General features: G+C 68.5%; 8 protein-coding genes. All 8 read left to right on the forward strand.

The features are described 5' to 3' along the window. The first annotated feature begins 368 nt into the window (after positions 1–368). The 8 genes from JUB13_RS21055 to JUB13_RS21090 all read left to right on the forward strand — a co-directional run bounded on the left by JUB13_RS21055 (position 369) and on the right by JUB13_RS21090 (position 23,183). Positions 369–12,602 (forward strand): DUF4347 domain-containing protein, encoded by a 12,234-nt coding sequence (locus tag JUB13_RS21055; RefSeq protein ID WP_236025116.1) that lies wholly within the window; start codon positions 369–371, stop codon positions 12,600–12,602. Positions 12,603–12,642: 40 nt separating this feature from the next. After that, positions 12,643–14,265, forward strand: coding sequence for a TolC family protein (locus JUB13_RS21060; protein WP_207482353.1), 1,623 nt, complete (start codon positions 12,643–12,645; stop codon positions 14,263–14,265). Then, positions 14,262–15,053, forward strand: coding sequence for an efflux RND transporter periplasmic adaptor subunit (locus JUB13_RS21065; protein WP_207482355.1), 792 nt, complete (start codon positions 14,262–14,264; stop codon positions 15,051–15,053). The genes JUB13_RS21060 and JUB13_RS21065 overlap by 4 nt, the downstream gene beginning before the upstream one ends. Next, positions 15,050–16,399: an efflux RND transporter periplasmic adaptor subunit gene (locus JUB13_RS21070; protein WP_207482357.1), complete on the forward strand. Its 1,350-nt coding sequence runs from the start codon at positions 15,050–15,052 to the stop codon at positions 16,397–16,399. Before JUB13_RS21065 ends, JUB13_RS21070 begins: the two co-directional genes overlap by 4 nt. Beyond that, complete coding sequence (locus JUB13_RS21075; RefSeq protein WP_207482359.1) at positions 16,396–18,492, forward strand: site-2 protease family protein; 2,097 nt, start codon at positions 16,396–16,398, stop codon at positions 18,490–18,492. The genes JUB13_RS21070 and JUB13_RS21075 overlap by 4 nt, the downstream gene beginning before the upstream one ends. Before the next feature lie 881 nt (positions 18,493–19,373). Further along, complete coding sequence (locus JUB13_RS21080) at positions 19,374–20,825, forward strand: amidase (protein ID WP_207482361.1); 1,452 nt, start codon at positions 19,374–19,376, stop codon at positions 20,823–20,825. Between the two features lie 745 nt (positions 20,826–21,570). Beyond that, positions 21,571–22,311, forward strand: a complete 741-nt coding sequence (gene aztA / locus JUB13_RS21085; protein WP_207482363.1) for a zinc ABC transporter ATP-binding protein AztA — start codon at positions 21,571–21,573, stop codon at positions 22,309–22,311. Next, positions 22,308–23,183: a metal ABC transporter permease gene (locus JUB13_RS21090; protein ID WP_207482364.1), complete on the forward strand. Its 876-nt coding sequence runs from the start codon at positions 22,308–22,310 to the stop codon at positions 23,181–23,183. The genes aztA and JUB13_RS21090 overlap by 4 nt, the downstream gene beginning before the upstream one ends. The last annotated feature ends 9 nt before the right edge of the window (positions 23,184–23,192 follow it).

Below are 23,192 nucleotides of genomic sequence, written 5' to 3' on the forward strand. Positions count from 1 at the left end.
TGCTTGCATGGCTCTGCCGCTCCAGCCGTCGGTCACAGCCGCGCATAAAGAAAGATGCAGACAATGACGATGAGCTAAAAGACCTATTATTGCATCGGCGCTCTCATCATCAAAAGTAATCATAAGGGTCCTGTAGATATAAGCAAGTGTTAAGGGGATTTAAAACTCGCGCATTGCTATCATGGCGGGCGGGGAACTGGTCATTCACTTTATAGTAGATTCTGGTGATCGGCGGAGCGTGATGAACTCTATGTCTAGTGGGTAACTGAATTTGTATACAAAATTTATACAAATCACACATTACTCTGTTCGGACGGTCTCGTTATCGTGCCTCCACACACTCTTGCCGGACGACAGAAGGACGCGACATGGCTTCGAGCTCCCACGACAAGCCCGCTGCCAAGGCTCCTTCCTCCCGAAAGAGCACCACGATCGCATCCCATTCCGTCCGCCTGGCGCTCGAGCCCCGCTTGGTATTCGATGCAGCCTTGGTCGCCACCATTGCCGAGGTGAACGATCAGGGGGCAGATGCCGCGGCGCCCGATAGCCATCCGGATAATAATGGCCCTGATGTCCCAGGCTCCGCTGTAGCGCCCTCTTCGTATGGCAGCACTCACTCCCCGACTGTGGTCGTGGTCGATGCTCGCTCGCCGGAACGTGACTCGCTTGTAGCTTCGGCAGGTCCAGGCCGAGAGGTCGTCGTAGTCGCTGCAGACGCTGATCCCGTCAACAGCGTCACAGCGGCGCTCGCCGACCGCCGGGGAATAGACTCCCTGCATCTCGTGGGTTTCGAAGGGGAGGACGGCCTGCGCCTGGGCTCGGCGCCGTTGACGGAGGCGATCGTGACCGGCCGCGGCAGCGAAATCGCCGGTTGGCGCGATGCCTTCGAAGACCCAGGCACGATCACCGTCCACGGATCTCGCACGACAGCAACCGCGGCCTTCGCCGAAAGCCTCGGCGACATCGTCGGCCTCGATGCCGGCACGACGTCCGAGCCGCTGCCAGCGGGCCGGACCGTGGTGGTGGTGGATGGCCGGATTGCCGATACCGACAGGCTGCTGGAAGGGCTCCCCGACGGTGTAGAGGTCGTCAGGATCGGTGCCGAGGAAGATGGCATCGCCGCAGTCGCGCGTGCGGTCTCGGGCGGCGGGGTCGCCTCGCTGCAGATCATCTCGCACGGTACGCCCGGCAGTATCGTGCTGGGCCGCGATTCCATAAGCTCCGCAACCCTTGTTGGTGGGGCCCGCGATGCCATCGCGGCCTGGGGCCTGGGCCTGACCGCCGAGGCCGACATCCTGCTGCTGGGCTGCAATGTCGCCGAGACCGAAGACGGCAAGGCCTTCGTCGCAGGCTTGGCCGCCCTGACAGGGGCCGATGTGGCCGCTTCCGTGGACAGTACGGGCTCCGCCGCTCTCGGCGGAGACTGGGACATGGAGACCCGCTCGGGGCAGATCGATTCCGCGCTGGCGCTCGACGATACGGCGATCGCCGATTACGCCCATCTCCTGGCGGCGCCGACCATCTCCGATGCGGCGACCACGGTCCGGACGCAGATCGAAGACACGGCCCTCGTGATCTCCGGGATCACGGTCGGCGACGCGGACCCGGCCGATACGACCCTGCGGCTGCAGCTGACGGTCGATACCGGAACGATCACGCTGGCTGGCGTGTCCGGGCTGACCTTCAATGCCGGCACCGCGAACGGTTCGGCCACCATCGACGTGACCGGAAGCCTTGCCGATCTCAATGCGGCGATCGGCGGGATGGTCTACCGCATGGGGTTGAACGCCAGCGGATCGGCGACGCTGACGATCACGGCGATTGATCTCTCCCTGGCCTCGTCCACCCGGACCGTCAGCCTCGCCGTGACGCCGGTCAACGATGCCCCCACGCCTGTTGTACCCGGCCTCACGGTCGCAGAGGGCCAGAAGGATGTCTCCTTCTCGACGGCCAATCTCAATGTCGTCGATGTGGACAATCTGCCCGAGCAGGTGATGATCCGCATCGACAGCCTGCCCACCACGGGCACGCTGCGGTTCAACGGCTTCGGCGTGGTGGTCGGCTCCACCTTCTCTCTGGCCGATCTCGCAAAGCTCACCTACTCGCACGGCGGCGCCGACGTTCGCACCGGCGACACGGATCATTTCAGCATCTCCGTGAACGACGGTGCAGGCGGAGCCGATGGCAACGGGGCCTGGAGCGCCTCGCAGGCCGTCACGATCTCGCTGACGCCGGTCAATCAGGCCCCGATCGTTGGCTTCGCCCCCGGTGGCACCTTCTACGAGGGGCGACAGGACGTCCCGGTCGGACTGACGATCACCGACCGCGAGAGCGGCCATGCCGATAGCCTGGCCAATTCGAGGGTGGAGATCGTATCGCTCAACCTCGGTGGGGAAGGCGTCCTCTACAGGGACACCAACGGCAATGGCACCTTCGATACCGGCGAAGCCGTCGCGGTCGGACAGACCTTCTCGGGCGAAGAGGCCGCCCAGCTTCGCTTTTCGCATTATGGCAGCGAGACCAACCGCACGACGCCGCCCTCCTTCACCGTGCGGGTGACGGATGCGGGCGGCGGGCACGGCTCTGGCGCCGCTCTCTCGACGGAACGCCAGATCACCATCCCTGTCGTGCCGGTGAACGACGATCCGGTGCTGGCCGTCAATGCCCCCCTGCTCGTCGCAGAGGGCACGGACACGAGGGTGCTGAGCCCGGCGGAGCTTTCCGTCACCGACGTCGATACGCTGAACAGAAATCTCCTGGTCTATCTCATGGAATCGCGTCCGACCCAGGGCGTGATCCAGCTCAACATCGACCGCACGGGCGGCGCGAACTGGAAGACGCTCGGGATCGGCGGCCGCTTCACCCAGGAGGACATCGACCAGGGCCGGGTCCGGTACGTCCATCAGGGCGACGGTGTGGCCAGCACCGACAGCTTCACCTTCTCCGTCCGCGATTCGATGTACCAGGCCTGGCCGGTGCCGGGCACAGCCGGCGCCGTGCGCGACGGTGCCGCGATCGCGACCAAAACCTTCACCATCAACATCGCCGATGCCACGCCGGGAGGCGGGACGATCTCCGATCCGGATCCCGGCTATGGCGGTGGGGGCGGCGAGGGTGGCGGCGGTGAGGGCGGTGGCGGGGGCGGCGGCTCCCCGACCGATCCCGGCAATGCGCCGACACCGACGCCCATCGGGATGACCAACAATAACTACCAGGGATCGCAGGCCGCCATTCCGGGCGAGGGGCAGGACGCTCTGCTCAACCAGAGCATGCTGAAGTACCAGTTCGAGATCGGCGGCTATGTCGTGCCCGACGCGGAGGTGGTCTACACCGTGACGGGGCAGCCAGCGAATGGCTGGCTGGAGCTGAAGGCGGCCGGCGTCTGGACGAGGATCCACGACTACGGGACCTTCACGCAGCAGGACATCAATCTCGGCAATGTCCGCTTCGTCCACGACAGCGGCGAGGACTTCCACAGCAGCTTCAACTACATCGTCAGCAACGGCGGCCCCCATTCCGTCACGAGCACCTTCGAGATCAAGGTCGCTCCGACCAACGACCGCCCCTCCGCCTCGGCGGGAACGACCGTCACGACGACGGAAGGCGGCACCGTCCGGATCACCGGCCAGCAGATCCGGGCATCCGACGTGGATCTGGCGCTGCAGCCCGAATTGCAGGTGGGTGAGGGCGCCAAGGACAATCTGTGGTTCAGGGTCCTGACGCTGCCGGCCGACGGCGCGCTGCAGCGCTGGAACGGCACCACGTGGGTTGCCGTGACCACGAACGACTGGCTGCCGATCGAGGCGCTGACCGCAACCGGCATCGACGGCGGCACGGGCGCCCTTCGCTACGTCCATGCCGGTGGCGACCAGGCCGCGAACTTCACCGACGGCTTTACGGTAGAGGTCCGCGACGATCTCGGACCACCCGCCGACGCCTGGTCCGTCCAGACCGGACTGGCGGCCCCGGCCGCCAACAATCTCAGCGACACGGCCTCGATCACGATCGAGATCGCACCGCTGAACGATGCCCCGCTGGTTGCCCTCACCCCCGACGCGACGGATCCCGTCGTCACGGATTCGGGCGGCACGGTCCGCACGGGCGTGAACAATCCGCTGACGGTCGCGGAGGGGCAGACGAACGTCTCCTTGAAGGATCATCTCGCGGCGGTCGATCCGGACAACACGACCGTGCAGCGCCAGTTCAGGATTACCGATGCGACCGATCACGGCACGCTGCGGCGGTCCGGCGTGGCGCTCGGCGTAGGAAGCGTCTTCACCCAGGACGACCTTGACAGCGGCCGCATCACCTACACCCACGACGGAAGCGAGACCGTTACCGACAGCTTCAGCTTCGTGGTGAGCGACGGCGTCGTCAAAACGGCGGTCGCCCGCTTCGACATCATCATCACTCCCGCGAACGACAAGCCGACGCTGACCGGGCCGGGAACGATCGCCCATGGCAACGCATCGCCGCTCACCTTCACGGGCGGCAATGCGATCAGCATCACGGACCTCGATCTCGCCGCCATCGGAACCGGCGAGCAGGACTTCGTCCAGGTGACGGTGGAGGCGCAGAACCCGAACGCCCGCCTGAACCTGAGCGGGCCCATTCCGGGACTGACCGTCATCCAGGGCGGCGGGCGCGGCGAGAAGCTCGTCATTCAGGGCAGCGCCGCCGCAGTGCAGCAAGCCCTCAACGGGCTGAGCCTGGACTTCGTGGACGAAGGCGGGAACCCGGCCGATGTCGACGGCGCCGTATCGGTCAAGGTTTCGGTGGACGACCGGCTGCGGGACGAGACCGGAAACCTGACCTCCGGGGCCAATGGCGGCCCGGTCAACCAGGACGGCACCGTCATCGACGGCACCAGCAACGTCGCAACCCACACCTTCACGGTCTACGCCAGCGCCACGCCCGACGACCCGACCTTCGTCAACATTCCGTCCAGCCTGTCGGTCAACGAGGAAGCGGCGCTCGCCTTCACCGGCGCCAACAGGGTCGAGATCGCGGATGTCGACGCCTTCCCGATCGCCTCGGCGACCGGCAGCATCCGTCTCCTGGCCGGCAACGGCAATCTGCGGATCGGCGACCTGAACGGCGCAACCGTAACGGCCGGCAGCAACGACAGCGGCGATCTCACGCTGACCGGCACGCTGGCGCAGCTGAACGCGGCGCTGCTGACGCTGACCTATACCGGCAAGCTGAACTACACGAACACGCTTACACCGGACCAGATCACCGTCAGGGTGCTCGCGAACACGGCGAGCGGCATCGGCGTCGGCGGTGCCAGCCAGGTCGAGCGGACCATCCAGGTGACGGTCAATCCCGTCAACGATGCGCCCGTCGTGACCGCACCGTCGGGGACGCAGACGGCGTCGACCACAGCCCCGGTGGTGTTCAGCACGGCCAACGGAAATGCGATCAGCGTCACCGATGTCGACGTGAAGGGTGTGCCGATCAACGGCATGGCCGGCACCAACGTGATTCGCATCACGCTCGACCCGACCCAGGGCTGGACGCCGGCTCCGGCGAGCTACGGCGTCCTCAAGCTCGCCTCGACCGCCGGCATCACCTTCGTCGACGGCATCACCTATGACCCTGCGGCCGGCCATACCGTCACGTCGACATCGGGTGCCGGCGGGCCGCTCGTAATCGAAGGGACGATCGACGCGATCAACGCCGCGCTCGACGGCCTCAGCTATACCTCGCCCAACAACATCGACCGGACGGTCCAGCTCCGTGTGACCGCCGACGACCGCGCGAACGGAGGCACGGGGGCAAAGACCGACGCCAAGACCATCCAGATCAACGCATCGAGCGACAACGATCCGCCGCAGGTGACCGTACCGGCCGCCCAGACCGTCGATGAGGACACCTCCCTGGCCTTCAACGGGGAACACCGCATCACCGTCGCGGATCCCGACGATTTCGGCGGCACCCTGCGGGCCGAACTGCGGGTGACCAACGGCACGCTGAGCGTGACGAACACGACGGGCGTCACGGGCAACAACACCGCGACTCTCGTGATCACGGGGACCGAAGCGCATATCAACACGGTCCTCGCGGGCCTCTCCTACCGTGGCGCGCTGAACTTCCACGGCAGCGACAGCCTCGTGGTGAAGGTCTTCGACAACGGCAACACGGGCAACCGCCCTGGCTCGGTCAGCACGCCGGGCGCCGGTTACGAGGACGGCTCCTCCAACAAGCTGGTGACGACCCAGACCGTGGACATCACGGTCACGCCCGTGAACGACGCGCCGGTTTTCGGCAGTCTCGCCGGGCCGGTCACCTATACCGAGAATGGCCCCGGCATCCGGCTGGATGCCGATGCGACGATCTCCGATGTCGAGCTCGGCGGCCGCGCCGGAGGCAGCGGCGACTGGAACGGCGCGGTGCTGACCATCGCACGCTATTCCGGCAGCGACTTCTCGCCCGATGCGAACGACGTCTTCGAGACGACCGGCTCGCTCAGCTTCGTGTCCAGCGGCGCCGGAACCGGAAATGTCGTGATCGGCGGCACGACGGTCGGCACCTATTCGATGCCGGCCCCGGGCCGGATCGAGATCACGTTCAATTATGCCGCGACCAACGCCACGGTCGCCTCGGTGCTGCAGCAGATCACCTACCGCCATGACGGCGACGCGCCACCCGCCTCGCTGGTGCTGCGCATCCAGATCGACGACGGCAACACCGGCACTGCCGACCAGGGGAGCGGGGGCAGGAAGACCGCCACCTACGACCTGACGGTCAACGTCACCCGCCACAACGACAGCCCCGGTGTCTCCGGGCTCGACAACAGGCCGAGCTATGTCGAGGACCAGCCGGCGGTCGTCCTCGACGGCAATGTCGACCTCTTCGATGCGGAGCTCGATGCCGCGAACAACTGGAGCGGCGCGACGCTGACGATCCGACGGAACGGCGGCGCCAATGCCGAGGACGTCTTCGAGGGCTCCGGCACCCTGATGCTTTCCGGAAACAACGTCGTCCTGAACGGCACGACGGTTGGCGCCTACACCATGTCGGGCGGTCAGCTCACGATCACCTTCAACGGCCAGGCAACCTCGGCCCGCGTCGATGCGGTCGTCCAGCAGATCGCCTACCGGAACACGAACCAGAACCCACCGGCCTCGGTCACCCTCGCCTACATCGTGAACGATGGCGGCAACGCCAGCAGCCAAGGTGGTGCCGCCCAGACCAGCTCGGCCGCCACTGTCACCGTCGATATCACGCCCGTGAACGACGCACCGACGCTGGGCGGGCTGCCGGCCTCGGCCTCCTACGCCGAGGGGGCGAGCCCGACGGTGATCGGCCCGGCCGTCACGCTGGGCGACATCGACAGCCCGGACTTCAACGGCGGCTCGCTGAGGCTGGCGCTGCTCTCCGGCGGCACGGCGGACGACCGGCTGTCGATCCGCAACCAGGGCACCGGCGCCGGCCAGATCGGCTTCGACGGCACCACCCTGACCTATGGCGGCGCCGTCATCGGCACCGTGGCGGGCGGCAGCGGCACCACCCCGCTGGTCGTCACCTTCACCTCCACCGCGGCGACGCGCGCGGCGGTCGAGGCGCTGATCGAGAACCTGACCTTCTCGAACGTCTCCGAGCATCCGGACACCGCCCCGCGCACGGCCCGGCTGACCGTCGTCGACGGCGACGGCACGGCGCTGGGCGGCACCGACACCTACACCTCGCCCGACATCACCCTGACCGTCTCGCGCGTGAACGACGCCCCCGCGCTGTCCGGGCTGGGCGGCACGGTCGGCCACACGGAGGGCGCCGCCGCCACGGTGCTCGCGCCCGGCGCCGCGCTGTCCGCTGCCGATCTCGACCTGCGCGGCAGCTGGGCCGGGGCGGTGCTGACGCTGGAGCGCCAGGGCGGTGCGAATGCCAGCGACCAGTTCACGGGCGCGGGCGCGCTCTCGCTCGCCGGCAATGGCGACGTCGTGCTCGACGGGACCACGGTGGTCGGCAGCTGGTCCACGGCCACGGCCGGCCGGCTGCAGATCACCTTCAACGCCAGCGCTACGCCGGCGCTGGTGGACCGGGTGGTGCAGAACATCGCCTACCGCTATGCGGGCGATGCCCCGCCGGCCTCCGTCACCATCAGCTGGACGATCAGCGACGCCAACACCGGCATTCCCGACCAGGGCGCGACCGGCGTTCCGCTGACCGGCACCGGCTCGGTCACCGTCACGCTCACCGCGACCAACGACGCGCCGGTCCTCAATCCGGCCGCCACGCTGGTGCTGGACGCGATCCCGGAGGATACCGGCGCGCCGGTGGCGGGTGTTGCCTCGGGCACGCTGGTCTCCAGCCTGATCGGCGGCATCACGGACCCGGACCTGACGGCCGGGCGGGGCATCGCCGTCGTGGGCGCCGATGCCAGCCAGGGCACGTGGTGGTTCTCGACCGACGGCGGGGCGAGCTGGTCCGCGCTCGGCACGCCGAGCGAGGGTGCGGCGCGCCTGCTGGCCTCGGATGGCAGCACGCGTATCCACTTCCAGCCGAACGCCGACTGGAACGGCGTGCTGGGCTCGGCGCTGACGATCCGCGCCTGGGACCTGAGCGCCGGCAGCAACGGCGGCACGGCCGACATCACCACGGTCGGCACCGGCGGCACCTTGCCCTTCTCGACCGCAAGCGACACCGTCTCCCTCACCGTCACTCCGGTCAACGATGCGCCGACGCTGAGCGGGCTGCCGGCCTCGGCCTCCTACGCCGAAGGGGCGAGCCCGACGGTGATCGGCCCGGCCGTCACGCTGGGCGACATCGACAGCCCGGACTTCAACGGCGGCTCGCTGAGGCTGGCGCTGCTCTCCGGCGGCACGGCGGACGACCGGCTGTCGATCCGCAACCAGGGCACCGGCGCCGGCCAGATCGGCTTCGACGGCACCACCCTGACCTATGGCGGCGCCGTCATCGGCACCGTGGCGGGCGGCAGCGGCACCACCCCGCTGGTCGTCACCTTCACCTCCACCGCGGCGACGCGCGCGGCGGTCGAGGCGCTGATCGAGAACCTGACCTTCTCGAACGTCTCCGAGCATCCGGACACCGCCCCGCGCACGGCCCGGCTGACCGTCGTCGACGGCGACGGCACGGCGCTGGGCGGCACCGACACCTACACCTCGCCCGACATCACCCTGACCGTCTCGCGCGTGAACGACGCCCCCGCGCTGTCCGGGCTGGGCGGCACGGTCGGCCACACGGAGGGCGCCGCCGCCACGGTGCTCGCCCCCGGCGCGGCGCTGTCCGATGCCGATCTCGACCTGCGCGGCAGCTGGGCCGGGGCGGTGCTGACGCTGGAGCGCCAGGGCGGTGCGAATGCCAGCGACCAGTTCACGGGCGCGGGCGCGCTCTCGCTCGCCGGCAATGGCGACGTCGTGCTCGACGGGACCACGGTGGTCGGCAGCTGGTCCACGGCCACGGCCGGCCGGCTGCAGATCACCTTCAACGCCAGCGCTACGCCGGCGCTGGTGGACCGGGTGGTGCAGAACATCGCCTACCGCTATGCGGGCGATGCCCCGCCGGCCTCCGTCACCATCAGCTGGACGATCAGCGACGCCAACACCGGCATTCCCGACCAGGGCGCGACCGGCGTTCCGCTGACCGGCACCGGCTCGGTCACCGTCACGCTCACCGCGACCAACGACGCGCCGGTCCTCAATCCGGCCGCCACGCTGGTGCTGGACGCGATCCCGGAGGATACCGGCGCGCCGGTGGCGGGTGTTGCCTCGGGCACGCTGGTCTCCAGCCTGATCGGCGGCATCACGGACCCGGACCTGACGGCCGGGCGGGGCATCGCCGTCGTGGGCGCCGATGCCAGCCAGGGCACGTGGTGGTTCTCGACCGACGGCGGGGCGAGCTGGTCCGCGCTCGGCACGCCGAGCGAGGGTGCGGCGCGCCTGCTGGCCTCGGATGGCAGCACGCGTATCCACTTCCAGCCGAACGCCGACTGGAACGGCGTGCTGGGCTCGGCGCTGACGATCCGCGCCTGGGACCTGAGCGCCGGCAGCAACGGCGGCACGGCCGACATCACCACGGTCGGCACCGGCGGCACCTTGCCCTTCTCGACCGCAAGCGACACCGTCTCCCTCACCGTCACTCCGGTCAACGATGCGCCGGTGCTTTCCGGCCTCGGCGGCACCCTCAACTACGCGGAGGCTGCCACCGCCAAGGTGCTCGCGCCCGCGGCGGCGCTGTCGGACGTCGAACTGGGCGGCCGCGACAACTGGGCTGGGGCCGTGCTGACTCTCTCGCGCGTCGTGGATGGCGTGCCGGCTCCGAACGCGCAGGACCGGTTCGGTAGCACGGGAACGCTGCAGTTCGCGAACGGCGGGGACGTGACGGTCGACGGCGTGACGGTCGGAACCTGGTCGGCGCCCGCAGCCGGGCAGATCAGGATCGTGTTCGGCGCCAATGCGACCACGGCCCTGGCCGGTCAGGTCCTGAGCCAGATCACCTTTGCCAACGATGCCGCCTCTCTGCCTGCCTCGATCTCCGTCGGCTGGCACCTGAGCGACGGCAATACCGGAGACACCGACCAGGGCACCGGCGGTGCCCTTGTGGCGACGGGCAGCGTGACCGTCGTTTTCGCCGCCGTGAATGATCCGCCGGTCAACACCGCGCCGACCGCCGTCACCACGCGCGAGGACACCCCCTTCTCCTTCACGGGCAGCAACCGCATCAGCATCGCGGATCCCGATGCGGAAAATGCTGCGGTGCAGGTCCGGCTCGTCGCGACCAATGGCACGATCACCCTGTCCCGCACGACCGGCCTGACCTTCACGGTTGGCGACGGCACCGGCGACCCGATCATCACGATGACCGGAACGATCACCGACATCAACGCAGCGCTGGACGGCCTCGTTTTCCTGCCCGGCCAGGACTTCGGCGGATCGGCCAGCCTGCGGATCGTGACCAACGATCTCGGGAACGCCGGTTCCGGCGGTGCCAAGCAGGACGATGTCACGATTGCCATCGCCGTGACGCCGGTGGCCGACATGCCGACGCTGTCCGCCTCCGCAAGCGGTCTCGAGGACACGGCGATCCCGTTGGTGATCAACGCGGCCGCGACCGATACGGACGGGTCCGAGAGCCTGCGCATCGTGATCGCGAACATCCCGGAGGGCTCACGGCTGATCAATGGCGCCGGCGATGCGATCGCGATCTCGGGCGGCAGCGCGACGCTGACCGCGGCCCAGCTGGCCGGCTTGGCGATCATCCCGCCGGCGAACCGCGATGTCAGCTTCACGCTGACGGTCACCGCAATCGCGACCGAGGCCGAAAACGGCGACTCTGCCCAGACCTCCCAGCAGGTCACCGTCGCGATCACGCCCGTCAACGACGCGCCGCAGGCGCTTGGCACATTGCCTGATCGCATCACGGCCGAGGAAACGCCGATCGGCTACCTCCTGCCTCCGGGGCTGTTCGGCGATATCGACACCGGGGACACGGTCACTCTGTCCGCGCAGCTCGCGGGTGGTGCGCCGCTGCCTGGCTGGCTGCGGTTCGATCCCGCCACGGGCAGCTTCACGGCCACCCCGGCACGCGGCGACGCCGGTTCCATCCGGGTCGAGGTCGTGGCAACCGACCGGGCCGGCGCCTCGGTCACCATTCCCTATTCCTTCGTGGTCACGCCGCTTCCCGAGGCCCCGGTCGTCACGCCGCCCGATACCGTGCCCCCGGTCCCGGCTCCCGGCACCGGGACGGGTGGCGGCGGGACGCCTCCGGCAAGCAACAACGATCCGATTACCAGCCCGACCAAGCCGGCCGATCCCGGCCTCATCACGAATCCGCCCATCGATGGCGACGATGAGGCGAGCGGCAATGGCGGCTTCCAGGGGAGCGATCGACCAGGGGAAAATGGGCTCCTGAGCCAGAGCAGCCTTTTCGACCTTGGCGGAAGCCGCCGGCTGGAGCTGCTCCTGGTGGGCTCACCCGGAAACCGCGTGCTGATTCCCGAGCAGAACGCGACGTTCCAGGTGCCGCGCACGATCTTCCGGCATTCGAACCCCGGAGAGCGCCTGGCGTTCGAGGCAAAGCGGCCCAACGGCGAGCCGCTGCCGGGCTGGCTGCGCTTCGATACCGAAACGCTGACCTTCATCGGCCGTCCGCCGGCCGATGCGATCGGCAACCTGGACGTCGTGATCGTCGCGCGGGACACCCGCGGCGCACAGGCTGCGGCCCCGTTCCGGATCACCATCACCCGGGATGTCCAGGAGGGCGGCCTCCAGGGCCAGGGAACCCGGCAGCCGGCGGACCAAGAGAGGAATGAAGCGCCGCAGGTGCCCCCAGAAGGCAATGCGTCGCCGCCCGCGGGGATCCCGCCGACCGAAGCTCAACCTTCCGAGCAGGTCCGGAACGGCGATGCCCCGGCTCGGGACGACGACGGGGCGCTTCTCGATCTGCGTGAGGCACCTTCGCAGCGTGCAGCCGGCTGGCTTCCCGAGGCCGGGCACGGCGCCGAGGGGAGTTCTTCGCTGGCAGCCCAGATCCGGCAGGCCGGGCGCGCAGGGCTCTATGCCGAGGGGCGCGCGCTTCTCGATAGCCTGGCCCGCGCTCCTCAACCGCAGGCACCGGATTTGTCACGGTCGGCCGCCTGATCCGCTGCTAGCTTCCACCACGAATACGCGAACCCCCGACATGAACTCTCCCCGCACTGGCATGAACCGCGTCGTCCGCTGCTCCTGCGCCCTGGCCGGCGTCCTCCTGCTCGGTGCCTGCGCCATTTCGCCCGACCCGATCTCGGACGGCCAGCACCTCGCACGCGCACAGGCCGAGCGACAGAAGCTCTATGAAGCAGTTCCGGCGATCGATGGACCCCTGACTCTCGAGGAAGCCATCGCGCGGGCCCTCCGTTTCAACTACGACCACCGGCTGGCGCTGCTCGAGCAGACACTTCAGAACAGCCAGCTCACGCTGGCGAACTTCAACATGCTGCCGCGGCTGGCTGCCAATGCCGGCTACACCGTGCGCGACGTGGAGACCGCGTCGTCGAGCGTCTCGATCCTGACCCGCCGGCAGTCGCTGGAGCCCTCGGTCTCGCAGGACGAGAGCCGTTGGACCGGCGACATCACCTTCACCTGGAACCTGCTGGATTTCGGCCTCAGCTACTTTCAGGCCAAGCAGCAGGCGGATCGCGCGCTGATCGCCGTCGAGCGGCGCCGACGCGTCGTCAACAACATGATCCGCGAGGTCCGTTCGGCCTATTGGCGGGCCGCGACCGCCGAGCGCCTGCTGCCGCAGATCGAGCCGGTGATCAACGAGGCCGAGAAGGCGCTGGAGGCTTCGCGCGAGATCGAGCGCGACGGGCTGCAGGCGCCGGTCGAGACGCTGGAATACCAGCGCACGATCCTGCAAGTCGTCTCGCAGCTGCGCCGGCTGCGTTCCGACCTGTCGGTCGCCAAATCCCAGCTCGCATCACTGGTCAACATCCCGCCGGGGACCTCCTTCGCCATCGCTGCCGCGGGCCTCGAGCGGATGCCCGTCCCGCAGCCGCCCACGGCACCGCTCGCCGAGCTTGAGCTCTATGGGCTGACACTGCGCCCCGAGCTGCGCGAGGAGGTCTACCAGGAGCGGGTGGATCGCCAGAACGTGTATCGCGAGATCCTGCGCATGGTTCCGGGTGTCTCGCTCTTCGCGGGACCCAACTACGACAGCAATTCCTATCTCGTTAACAACCAGTGGAACGAGGCCGGCTTCCGCGTGACCTGGAACCTGATCGGCTTGCTTCAGGGCCCCAAGGCGGTCGAAGTGGCCGAGAGCCAGGGTGCCGTGACGGCGGCGCGGCGGCTCGCGCTCAGCATCGCAGTCATCACCCAGATCAACATCAGCTACCAGCAGTTCCTTCAGGCGCGCGAAGCCTACCGCACGGCCCAAGCGATCAGCGACGTTGAGGCGAAGATCACCAGCCTCACCCGCGGCGGGAACGACGCCCAGGCGGTGCCGGAGCTGGAGCGGATCCGGCGCAGCACCTCGGCGATCGCGGCCGAGCTGGAGCGCGACCGAGCGCTGTCGGAGCTGCAGGGCGCCGTCTCCAACATCTACGTCGCAATCGGTATGGACCCGCTGCCCGCGGGCGCGCAGAGCGACGACTACCACATCCTGCGCGAGCAGGTTCGCGCATCCCTCGTCCGAATGGAGTCCGGCATGCTGCCGGCCCTGCCGCAGCCAGAGCCGCCCGCGTCCGAGAAAGCAGCCGAGCCGACCATGCCGTTATCGACGGGCATTCCAATGTCCCAGATCCTTCCCGCTCCCGTGACATGACCCTGATACGGCTCTTCCCCGCGCTTCTCGTGATCCTGGGCATCGCGGGACCGCTCGCGGCCCAGGACCTTCCCGCTCCGTCGTCGGACGAGCTCGGTGTTGCCCTGGAGCGGCAGATCCGGGCGCAGCTGGTGCCGCGCCGGAACACCCCCATGGCGAGCCCCATGGCCGGCCGGATCGTCGAGCTGCCATGGCGGGACGGTGAGGCGGTCAAGGAAGGCCAGGTCGTCGTCCGCTTCGACTGCGCCATCCAGCAGAGCCAGCTCGCCCGCAGCCGGGCAGCTCTCGAGAAACGCCGCCGTGTGCGCGAAGTGAACGAGCGGCTCGTCAAGCTCGGCTCGGTCACGCGGCTCGACGTCGACGTGAACGAGGCCGAGGTCCAGGAGGCCGCGGCTGAGGTTCGGCTGATGGAGGCGATGGTTGCGCGGTGCACCGTCACGGCCCCCTTCGCCGGCCGGATCGTCGACGTGCCTGCGCGCCAATGGCAGTTCATCGGCGAGGGCCAGCCCCTGCTGGAGATCGCGGACGACGGCGAACTCGAAGCCGAGATGATCGTACCCTCCGCCTGGCTCTCCTGGCTGGGCCCCGGCCATGGCTTCGCGGTGGCGATCGAGGAGACGGGCCGCAGCTACCCGGCCACGGTCGTACGCCTGGCCGGCCGGGTCGATCCGGTCAGCCGCTCCATCAAGGTCTATGCCCGGCTGTCCAAGCGCGCGCCGGAACTGCTGGCCGGCATGAGCGGGCGCGCCCTGATCGAGCCTCCCGATGGCGCGCGCGAGGCGCGATGAGCGAAAGCCTGAATCGCCAGCTCCTGCGCCTCAGCACCCTGCTGCAGCTCGAGCACAGGGCGCGCGGCAGCACGGCGGACACGCTTCCTTTTCTGATCGTCAACGAGACGGCCTCGGTCCTCCCGTACCGTCAGGCGGTGCTGTGGCAGGCGGCCGAGCGTCGCGGCGGACGCATCGTCGCGACGTCCGGCGTGGCCCTGCACGATCCCGATGGTCCCTATCTGCGGTGGCTCTCTCAGCTGTTCGCAGTGGTCTCGCGCACGGCTGAAGCTGGGCGGATTCATGCCATCGCGGCGGATGCGCTGACGGATCATCCGGGTATCGCGCGCGAATGGGCTGATTGGCTGCCACGCCAGGCGCTGTGGGTGCCCATGGTGGCGCCTGGCGGGATCGTCGTCGGAGCGCTCCTCCTCGTGCGGGACGAGCCCTGGACCGAGGCCGACGAGCACGTTCTCGAGTATCTCTGCGGGGCCTACGCCCACTCCTGGATCCTGGCGCACCAGACTGGCCGGCTGCCCTGGGCCAAGCGTCCGCTCCCCGGCAAGCTGGCCCTGGCACTGGTCGCGGCGCTGTTCGCGGCAGGCTTCTACCCGGTCCGGCAATCGGTGCTGGCGCCGGCCGAGATCGTCCCGCGCGATCCCGTGCTCGTGCGCGCTCCCATCGAGGGCATTGTCGACCGGTTCGAGGTGCAGCCTTACGAGGCCGTGCGTTCCGGCCAGGCGCTCTTCGCGATCGATGACACGCAGCTTCGCAGCCGCCTGAAGGTTTCCATCAAGGCGCGTGAGATCGCCCAGGCCGAGTACCTGCAAGCGGCGCAGCTCGCGGTGGTCGATCCCAAGGCCAAGGCCAGGCTGTCCGTGCTCCAGGCCAAGGTCGAGCAGCAGAACGCCGAAGTGGCGCTTGTCCAGGCGCTGCTCGAGCGGGTGCGCGTGTCGGCACCGCGCGATGGCGTCGCCGTCTTCGACGACGTGAACGACTGGACCGGCAAGCCGGTGACGGTCGGTGAGCGGGTGATGCTGCTCGCCGACCCCGCGCAGGTCGCGCTCGAGATCCGCGTGCCGGTCGGGGAGGCGCTGCCGATCGACGTCGGGGCCGAGGCTCTGTTCTTTCTGAACGTGGCACCGGATGCGCCCGTTGCGGCGCGCGTCGACCGGATCGGCTACCGCACGTCGCCGGACACGGACGGCACGCTGTCCTATCGGCTGAAGGCCGGTTTCGAAGGACAGGGCGAGGGGCTGCGCATCGGGCTGAAGGGCACGGCCAAGATCTACGGCGAGGAGGCTCCGCTGGCGCTCTGGGCGCTGCGCCGGCCGATCGCGGCGGTGCGGCAGTGGCTGGGGCTATGACCCTTCCGCAGCTGCGTGACGACCTCCGGCTGCTGGAGGGACCACACAGCCTGCATGGCGCTCCGACCTGGACGCTGCACGATCCCCTGGCCAATCGGTACTTCCGGATCGGCTGGCTGGAGTTCGAGATGCTATCGCGCTGGAGCCTGGGCGCCTCCGGCGCCGTCGCGCAGGCGCTGTTGCGCGAGACCACCATCGCCGTGGGCGAGCCCGATGTCTCCGCCTTCGCTCGATTTCTCGAGGACCACGGGCTGTGCACGGCGCGCGGGCCGGAGGCCCAGGCACGCCTGCTGCGCCAGCGCGAGGCGGTTCGCAAAGGACCGCTGACGTGGCTGCTGAAGAACTACCTGTTCCTTCGCCTGAGGCTGGTCAGGCCTGACCGCTTTCTGGAAGCAACCCTGCCGCTCGTCGCCTGGATGTTTTCGCGGGGCTTTCTGATGGTGGTTGGCCTCGCGGCCCTGCTTGGGCTGTGGCTGGTCGGGCGCCAATGGGACGCCTTCCTAGCGGGGTTTGCCGGCTACGCGAGCCTTGAAGGGGCTGCGACGGTGGCGCTTGTCCTGACCGGCGTAAAGGTGCTGCACGAATTCGGGCATGGCTATGCGGCGCGCCGCTTCGGCTGCCGGGTTCCAGCCATGGGTATCGCCTTCATCGTGTTGTGGCCGATGCTGTGGACCGACACGACGGGTGCATGGCGCCTGACCTCGCGGCGCCAGCGGCTCGCCATCGACGCGGCGGGGATCATGGTCGAGCTGGCGCTGGCCGCCTTCGCCTCGGTCGCATGGGCATTGCTGCCCGATGGCGCGGCACGTGATGCCGCACATCTCCTGGCGGGGACGACGTGGATCTCGACCCTTGCGGTCAACGTGAACCCGCTGATGCGCTTCGACGGCTACTATCTGATCTCGGATCTGCTCGACGAGCCGAACCTCCAGGACCGAGCCTTCGCTCACGGCCGCTGGCGCCTGCGCGAGACCCTCTTCGGTTTCGGCGACCCAGCGCCCGAGCCGCTGCCACGCCGGCGTCGGATTATCTTCACCCTCTATGCCTGGGTGATCTGGCTGTATCGCCTCGTCGTCTTCACCGGGATCGCGATCCTGGTCTACCACATGGCATTCAAACTGCTGGGGCTTTTCCTCTTCGCGGTCGAGATGTGGTGGTTCGTCCTCCGCCCGATCGCGAACGAGCTGAAGGTCTGGGCCGAACGCCGAAGCCGCTTCCGCATGAACATCAGAACCTCCTTCCTCTTGGCCGCAACCTGCGCCCTCGGGGCGGTTGCCGTGCTGCCCTGGCAGAAGAGCGTCACCGCGCAGGGTGTCCTGCAGGCATCGGCCGAGGCCTTGCTCTATACGCCCGTCGCGGGCCGGCTTGCCGTGCCGCCCCAGGAGGGGACGCGGGTCGTTCCGGGAGACCTGGTCGCCCAGTTGGACCTGCCGGATCTCGGCTTGCGCATATCGGCCGCCGAGAAGCGCCTCGAGCATGTCACGGCACAGGTGGCGCTGGCCTCTGTCGATGCCGAAGCTGCGCAGAGGAGCGTCGTTGCCTGGCAGGAGCTCGAAGCCGCCGGCGCTGAACTCGAGGCGCTGCGGACCCGCCGGGCCGAGCTGGAGGTGCGGGCGACCGTTCCGGGCATCGTGATCGACGTCCCGGACCATCTGCATTCGGGCGACTGGATTGCTGCACGCGAGCCCGTCGGCATGATCGTCAGCGACCGCGCGCTCGTCCGCGCCTATGTGCCGGAATCCGAGCTTTCCCGCCTGGTGGCGGGCGCCGCGGCCCGCTTTTATGGCCAGGACGGGTTGGCGCCGTCGGTTCATCTTCGGCTGGTGTCGCTGGCTCCAACGGCAGCGCGCACGACCGACGATCCCGAGGTTGCATCCGTCTATGGCGGCGAGGTGGCATCGCACCTGACCTCGCAGGGCGAGATCCAGATCCAGGAGGCCGTCAATCTCGCGACGTTCGAGACGGCGGAACCCATGCCGGCCCCGCTCCGGGCCATGCGCGGGCATGTCGTGATCGAGGCGGAGCCGGTCAGTCCTGCCGGTCGTTTCTGGCGCCAGATGCTGGGTGTGCTGATTCGCGAGAGTGGGTTGTGAAAGCCGGCATCCGACTTGGCGGAAGACGAACGGACCGACACTGCCACGAGGCGCTCGTACGGACCACTGGGTCCCGTCGGCCGAGCAGGAGAGCCTACGCTAGCTGCAGCGGCCTGGAAACGTCAGCGGCCTAGCTTGATTTCGCCATCGTCTTCAGTCGGGATTGCGGTTGGTGATCATACGTCCGGCCGGCATTCCCTGAGACGGCCTCCCGACCCGTTTCAGATAGGCACCCGCCGCTTGCACGCCCTGCGTCAATCCCAGCACCTGCCTGGCGTCGATCTCGTCACGCAGGACCTGCCGGGTTTCCGTCAGCCTGGCTCTGGCGTGCCGCCACGACCCGTGGAGCAAAGCAATGCGCTCGCCGGTCCGTCCCAGCGAGGCGCAGCTGTCGAGAGACGATACTCGGACGAGGTCGGCGTCCCGAACTGCACGTTACGGCGATGCCGCCGCCGGCATCCGGGGCAAAGGGTCGGTACCTGGAGAGCGCGGTGCCCGACCAGGGCAATCTTCCAAAGCTGCCGAGCAGGGCTTATCGCGGGACCTGTCACGCGTTACGGTGTGTAACGCTCTACGGCAGAGAGGACGCGAGGATGACGCCGGCCGCCGATCGCATGCGGACCATGAGGCAGCATCGCCAGGAGCGCGGCCTGCTTGAGATCCGGCTGCGCAGGCCCGGCCTGTGCGACCTTGCCGTCCGCCGGCGTACCGCCGAGCAGGGCGCGCGGCAACGGCACCCCGGCTCGGCCACGGCTTCGCTGACCAGCACGGGCTGCCTGGCGCCTGGTCCACGGTCGCGAGCCGGGCGAGCAGCTTCGTCCTGAAGTCCCGCCTCGCCTCTGGACCAGACCCTCCCCCCTTCCAACCGGAGCAGAGCAAGCATGGAGCTGCGGACGCCCTCTGATCTCGTGCTGATGAATGCCTGCACGCTCTCGCAGAAGATCCGCATGCGGGAGGTTTCCTGCGTGGAGGTGATGCGGGCCTATCTCGATCACATCGCGCGGTTCAATCCACGCGTGAACGCGATCGTGTCCTTGCGCGACGAGGCCGATCTGCTCGCCGAGGCGGCCGAGCGCGATCGGGAGCTCGCGCGCGGCGAGGTGCGCGGCTGGCTCCACGGATTGCCGCAGGCCATCAAGGACCTCGCGGCAACCAGGGGCATCCGGACCACGCAGGGCTCGCCGCTCTTTCGGGATACCATCCCCGCCGCCGACGCCATCTTTGTCGAACGGATCCGCGCGGCGGGCGCCATTCTGATCGGCAAGACCAACACGCCGGAATTCGGTCTCGGCTCCCAGACCTACAATCCCGTCTTCGGGCCGACGCGGAACGCTTTCGACCAGACCCGGACCGCGGGGGGATCGAGCGGCGGTGCCGCGGTGGCGCTTGCCCTGCGCATGCTTCCCGTGGCCGACGGCAGCGATCATGCCGGGTCCCTGCGTAACCCGGCCGCCTTCAACAACGTGCTCGGCCTGCGGCCCTCCTTCGGCCGGGTCCCCTCCGACAGCGAGGAGGTCTTCCTTCCGCAGCTCGGCGTGGCGGGCCCGATGGCGCGGACGGTGGAGGATCTTGCCGCGCTGCTGTCGGTCCAGTCCGGCTACGATGCGCGCGCACCGCTCTCGATCGGCGAGGACCCGGCGCGTCTGGCCCGGGATCTCACCCGGGACTTCAAGGGCACGCGCATCGGCTGGCTCGGCGATCTCGGCGGCTATCTCCCGCTGGAAGAGGGCATTCTCGATCTGTGCGGCAGGGGCCTCGCGGCCCTGGAGCGGGTCGGATGCACGGTCGAGGCCGTCCTGCCCGATTTCCCTCCGGAGGCGATCTGGAACGCCTGGCTCGTCCTGCGGGCCTGGCTCGTCGGGTCCAGCCTCGCGGCCGCCTATCGCGATCCCGCCAAGCGCGCGCTCCTGAAGCCGGAGGCGCAATGGGAGGTCGAGCAGGGAGCGAAGCTGTCCGCCTTCGCGGTGGCGGAGGCCTCCAAGGTCCGCACGGCCTGGTACCACACGGTCCGGGGCCTGTTCGAAGCTTACGACTATCTCGTGCTTCCGAGCGCGCAGGTCTTCCCCTTCGCCGTGGAGACTCCCTGGCCCAGGCAGATCGCGGGCCGCACCATGGACACGTACCATCGCTGGATGGAGGTCGTCATTCCGGTGACGATGTCGGGCTGCCCGGCGATCAGCGTGCCGGTCGGCTTCAACGGATCCGGCCTGCCCATGGGAATGCAGATCGTCGCCCCGAACCGCGGGGAGCATGCGCTCCTGCAGATCGCCAGGTCGCTCGAGGAGGAATTGCGCTGGGGAGAGAAGCGGCCACCCATCCTCGACGTGGGGTGATGCGTTCGACCAGTCCGGCCCAAGCGGGTCCATAGGCCCGCGAGAGCCGCTGCCCGTTGCGTTCGGACCGGTCAGCTCGCCCCCATGCGCTTGCAGGTCTACCGAGGCGAAGAGGGCCGGCAGGGTCACTGCTTCCGCTCTCTCAGGCGCGTGAAGCCGGGCGACGCTCTCGTCGTGAGCTCGGATTGCACATTTGCGTGCAAGTAGCGTTGCAATCCATAGATTCTGTGCCGCCTGCTTTCAGGTCCATGCGTTGGATGCGGTTTGGCAGGAGTTTCGCCAGCAGCACTGCATAATTGACGTCGATCCGGCGCTCTTGAACGACCTGAAGGTGGGACAGGACTTCTTCTTCAGCACCCCGCGGCAGCGGTCTGGCAGATCAAACTGACCGACTCAAGGGGCGCTCGGCGAGGCTCTCAAATCCTGACGCGATGATGGCGAAGGGCGGCTGGAACGCTGGTGCGGCACCTCGGCGTCAGGCGCCTTGGCCAAGGTAAGGCCGCCGGCTATGTGGGAACTTGATGTTATGATATAACATATCTATGCTGTGCCGGACAGCATGAGGACAGCGACATGACGTTCCGACGGCGCGCCGCGCCCATTGCCCCTTCCCAACCGACGTGCGCCGGGGTGCACGCCAAATGATGCAGTCCGGATTACTTCTCGCAGCGTCGGCGGTCCGCCGGGTCGCGGTGGCCACGGTGCTGTCAGCAGGTCTGTGGGCGGCAGTCCTGTGGGCGCTCGCATGAGCCTCGCGGCAAGCATCATCTTTCGCGACCTGACGCTTGGATACGAGCGTCGGCCAGCCGTCCATCACCTTGGTGGCACGATCGCCGCAGCCTCGCTGACGGCAGTGGTTGGCCCCAATGGAGCCGGGAAGAGCACGCTACTCAAGTCCATCGCCGGCCTGCTGCGCCCTCTCGACGGAGCGATCGAACTCCACGGCGCCAGCGTTGCCTACCTGCCCCAGCAGGCCGAGATCGACCGCTCCTTCCCGATTTCCGTCGAGGAGGTCGTCATGCTCGGCCATTGGCAGCGCATCGGCCCATTCGGAGCGCTCCGGCGCGAGCACGGCGCCGCCGTTCTCGAGGCCCTGACGGCAGTGGGGCTCGATGGCTTCTCGCGCCGGCCGATCCGCAGCCTGTCCGCCGGCCAGTTCCAGCGGGTCCTGTTTGCCCGCATGCTGCTCCAGGACGCCCGGCTCATCCTGCTGGACGAGCCCTTTACCGCGATCGATGCCAGGACGACCGAGGACCTGCTGCGCATCGTGGCCCGCTGGGCCGCCGAGCGCCGGACGGTGCTGGCGGTGCTCCACGACCTTGACCAAGTGCGTGCCCATTTTCCCGAGACGCTGCTGCTCGCTCGCGAGCCGGTCGCCTGGGGACCGACACGCGAGGTCCTGACGCCCGCGAACTTGGCGCGGGCGCGGACCATGTCGGAAGCCTGGGACGACCGCGCCGCCGTATGCCGGAGGCGATCCGCATGACGGATCTCTATGGATGGCTGATCGGGCCATTCGCCGACTTCACCTTCATGCGCCGGGCGCTGGTGGCTGTCCTGGCGCTGGCACTCGGCTGCGGTCCCGTGGGTGTGCTGCTGATTCTACGGCGGATGGCACTGATGGGCGACGCGCTTGCCCACGCCGTCCTGCCCGGGGCTGCGGTCGGCTACCTGCTGGCCGGGCTGTCGCTGCCGGTCATGGGGCTTGGCGGCCTCGCCGCAGGGCTGGCGGTCGCAGGCCTCGCCGGCGTGGTCAGCCGGATCACGCCGCTGCGCGAGGACGCGAGCTTCGCGGCCTTCTACCTGATCTCGCTCGCTTTGGGCGTGCTGATCGTCTCGACCCGGGGCGGAAACGTCGACCTCATGCACGTGCTCTTCGGCACCGTGCTGGCGGTCGACGATCACGCGCTCGCGGTGGTCGCCGGCATCGCTACCACGACCCTATTGGGCCTCGCCTGGATCTACCGGCCCCTGGTTGTCGAGTGCTTCGATCCCGGCTTCCTGCGTGCGGTTGGCGGCCATGGGGGCCGCTACCACCTGACCTTCCTGGTTCTCGTCGTGCTTAACCTGGTCGGCGGGTTTCAGGCGCTGGGCACGCTGATGGCCGTCGGCCTGATGATGCTGCCGGCGGCGGCAGCGCGGTTCTGGGCCGACGGCGTCTGGCCGGCCTCGGTCGTCGCCTCGGGCATGGCCCTGGCCGCGGGCTACTGCGGATTGCTCGTCTCGTTCCATTTCGACCTCCCCTCGGGACCGTCCATCGTGCTCGCGGCCGGGACGCTCTACTGCGCGTCCGTCCTGCTCGGGACGCGCGGCAGCTTCCGGGCCGCGCTGCTGCCCGCCCGGCACCTGGAATCCTGACGAACCATG

The organism is Arenibaculum pallidiluteum, from assembly GCF_017355985.1.
GTDB lineage: Bacteria > Pseudomonadota > Alphaproteobacteria > Azospirillales > Azospirillaceae > Arenibaculum > Arenibaculum pallidiluteum.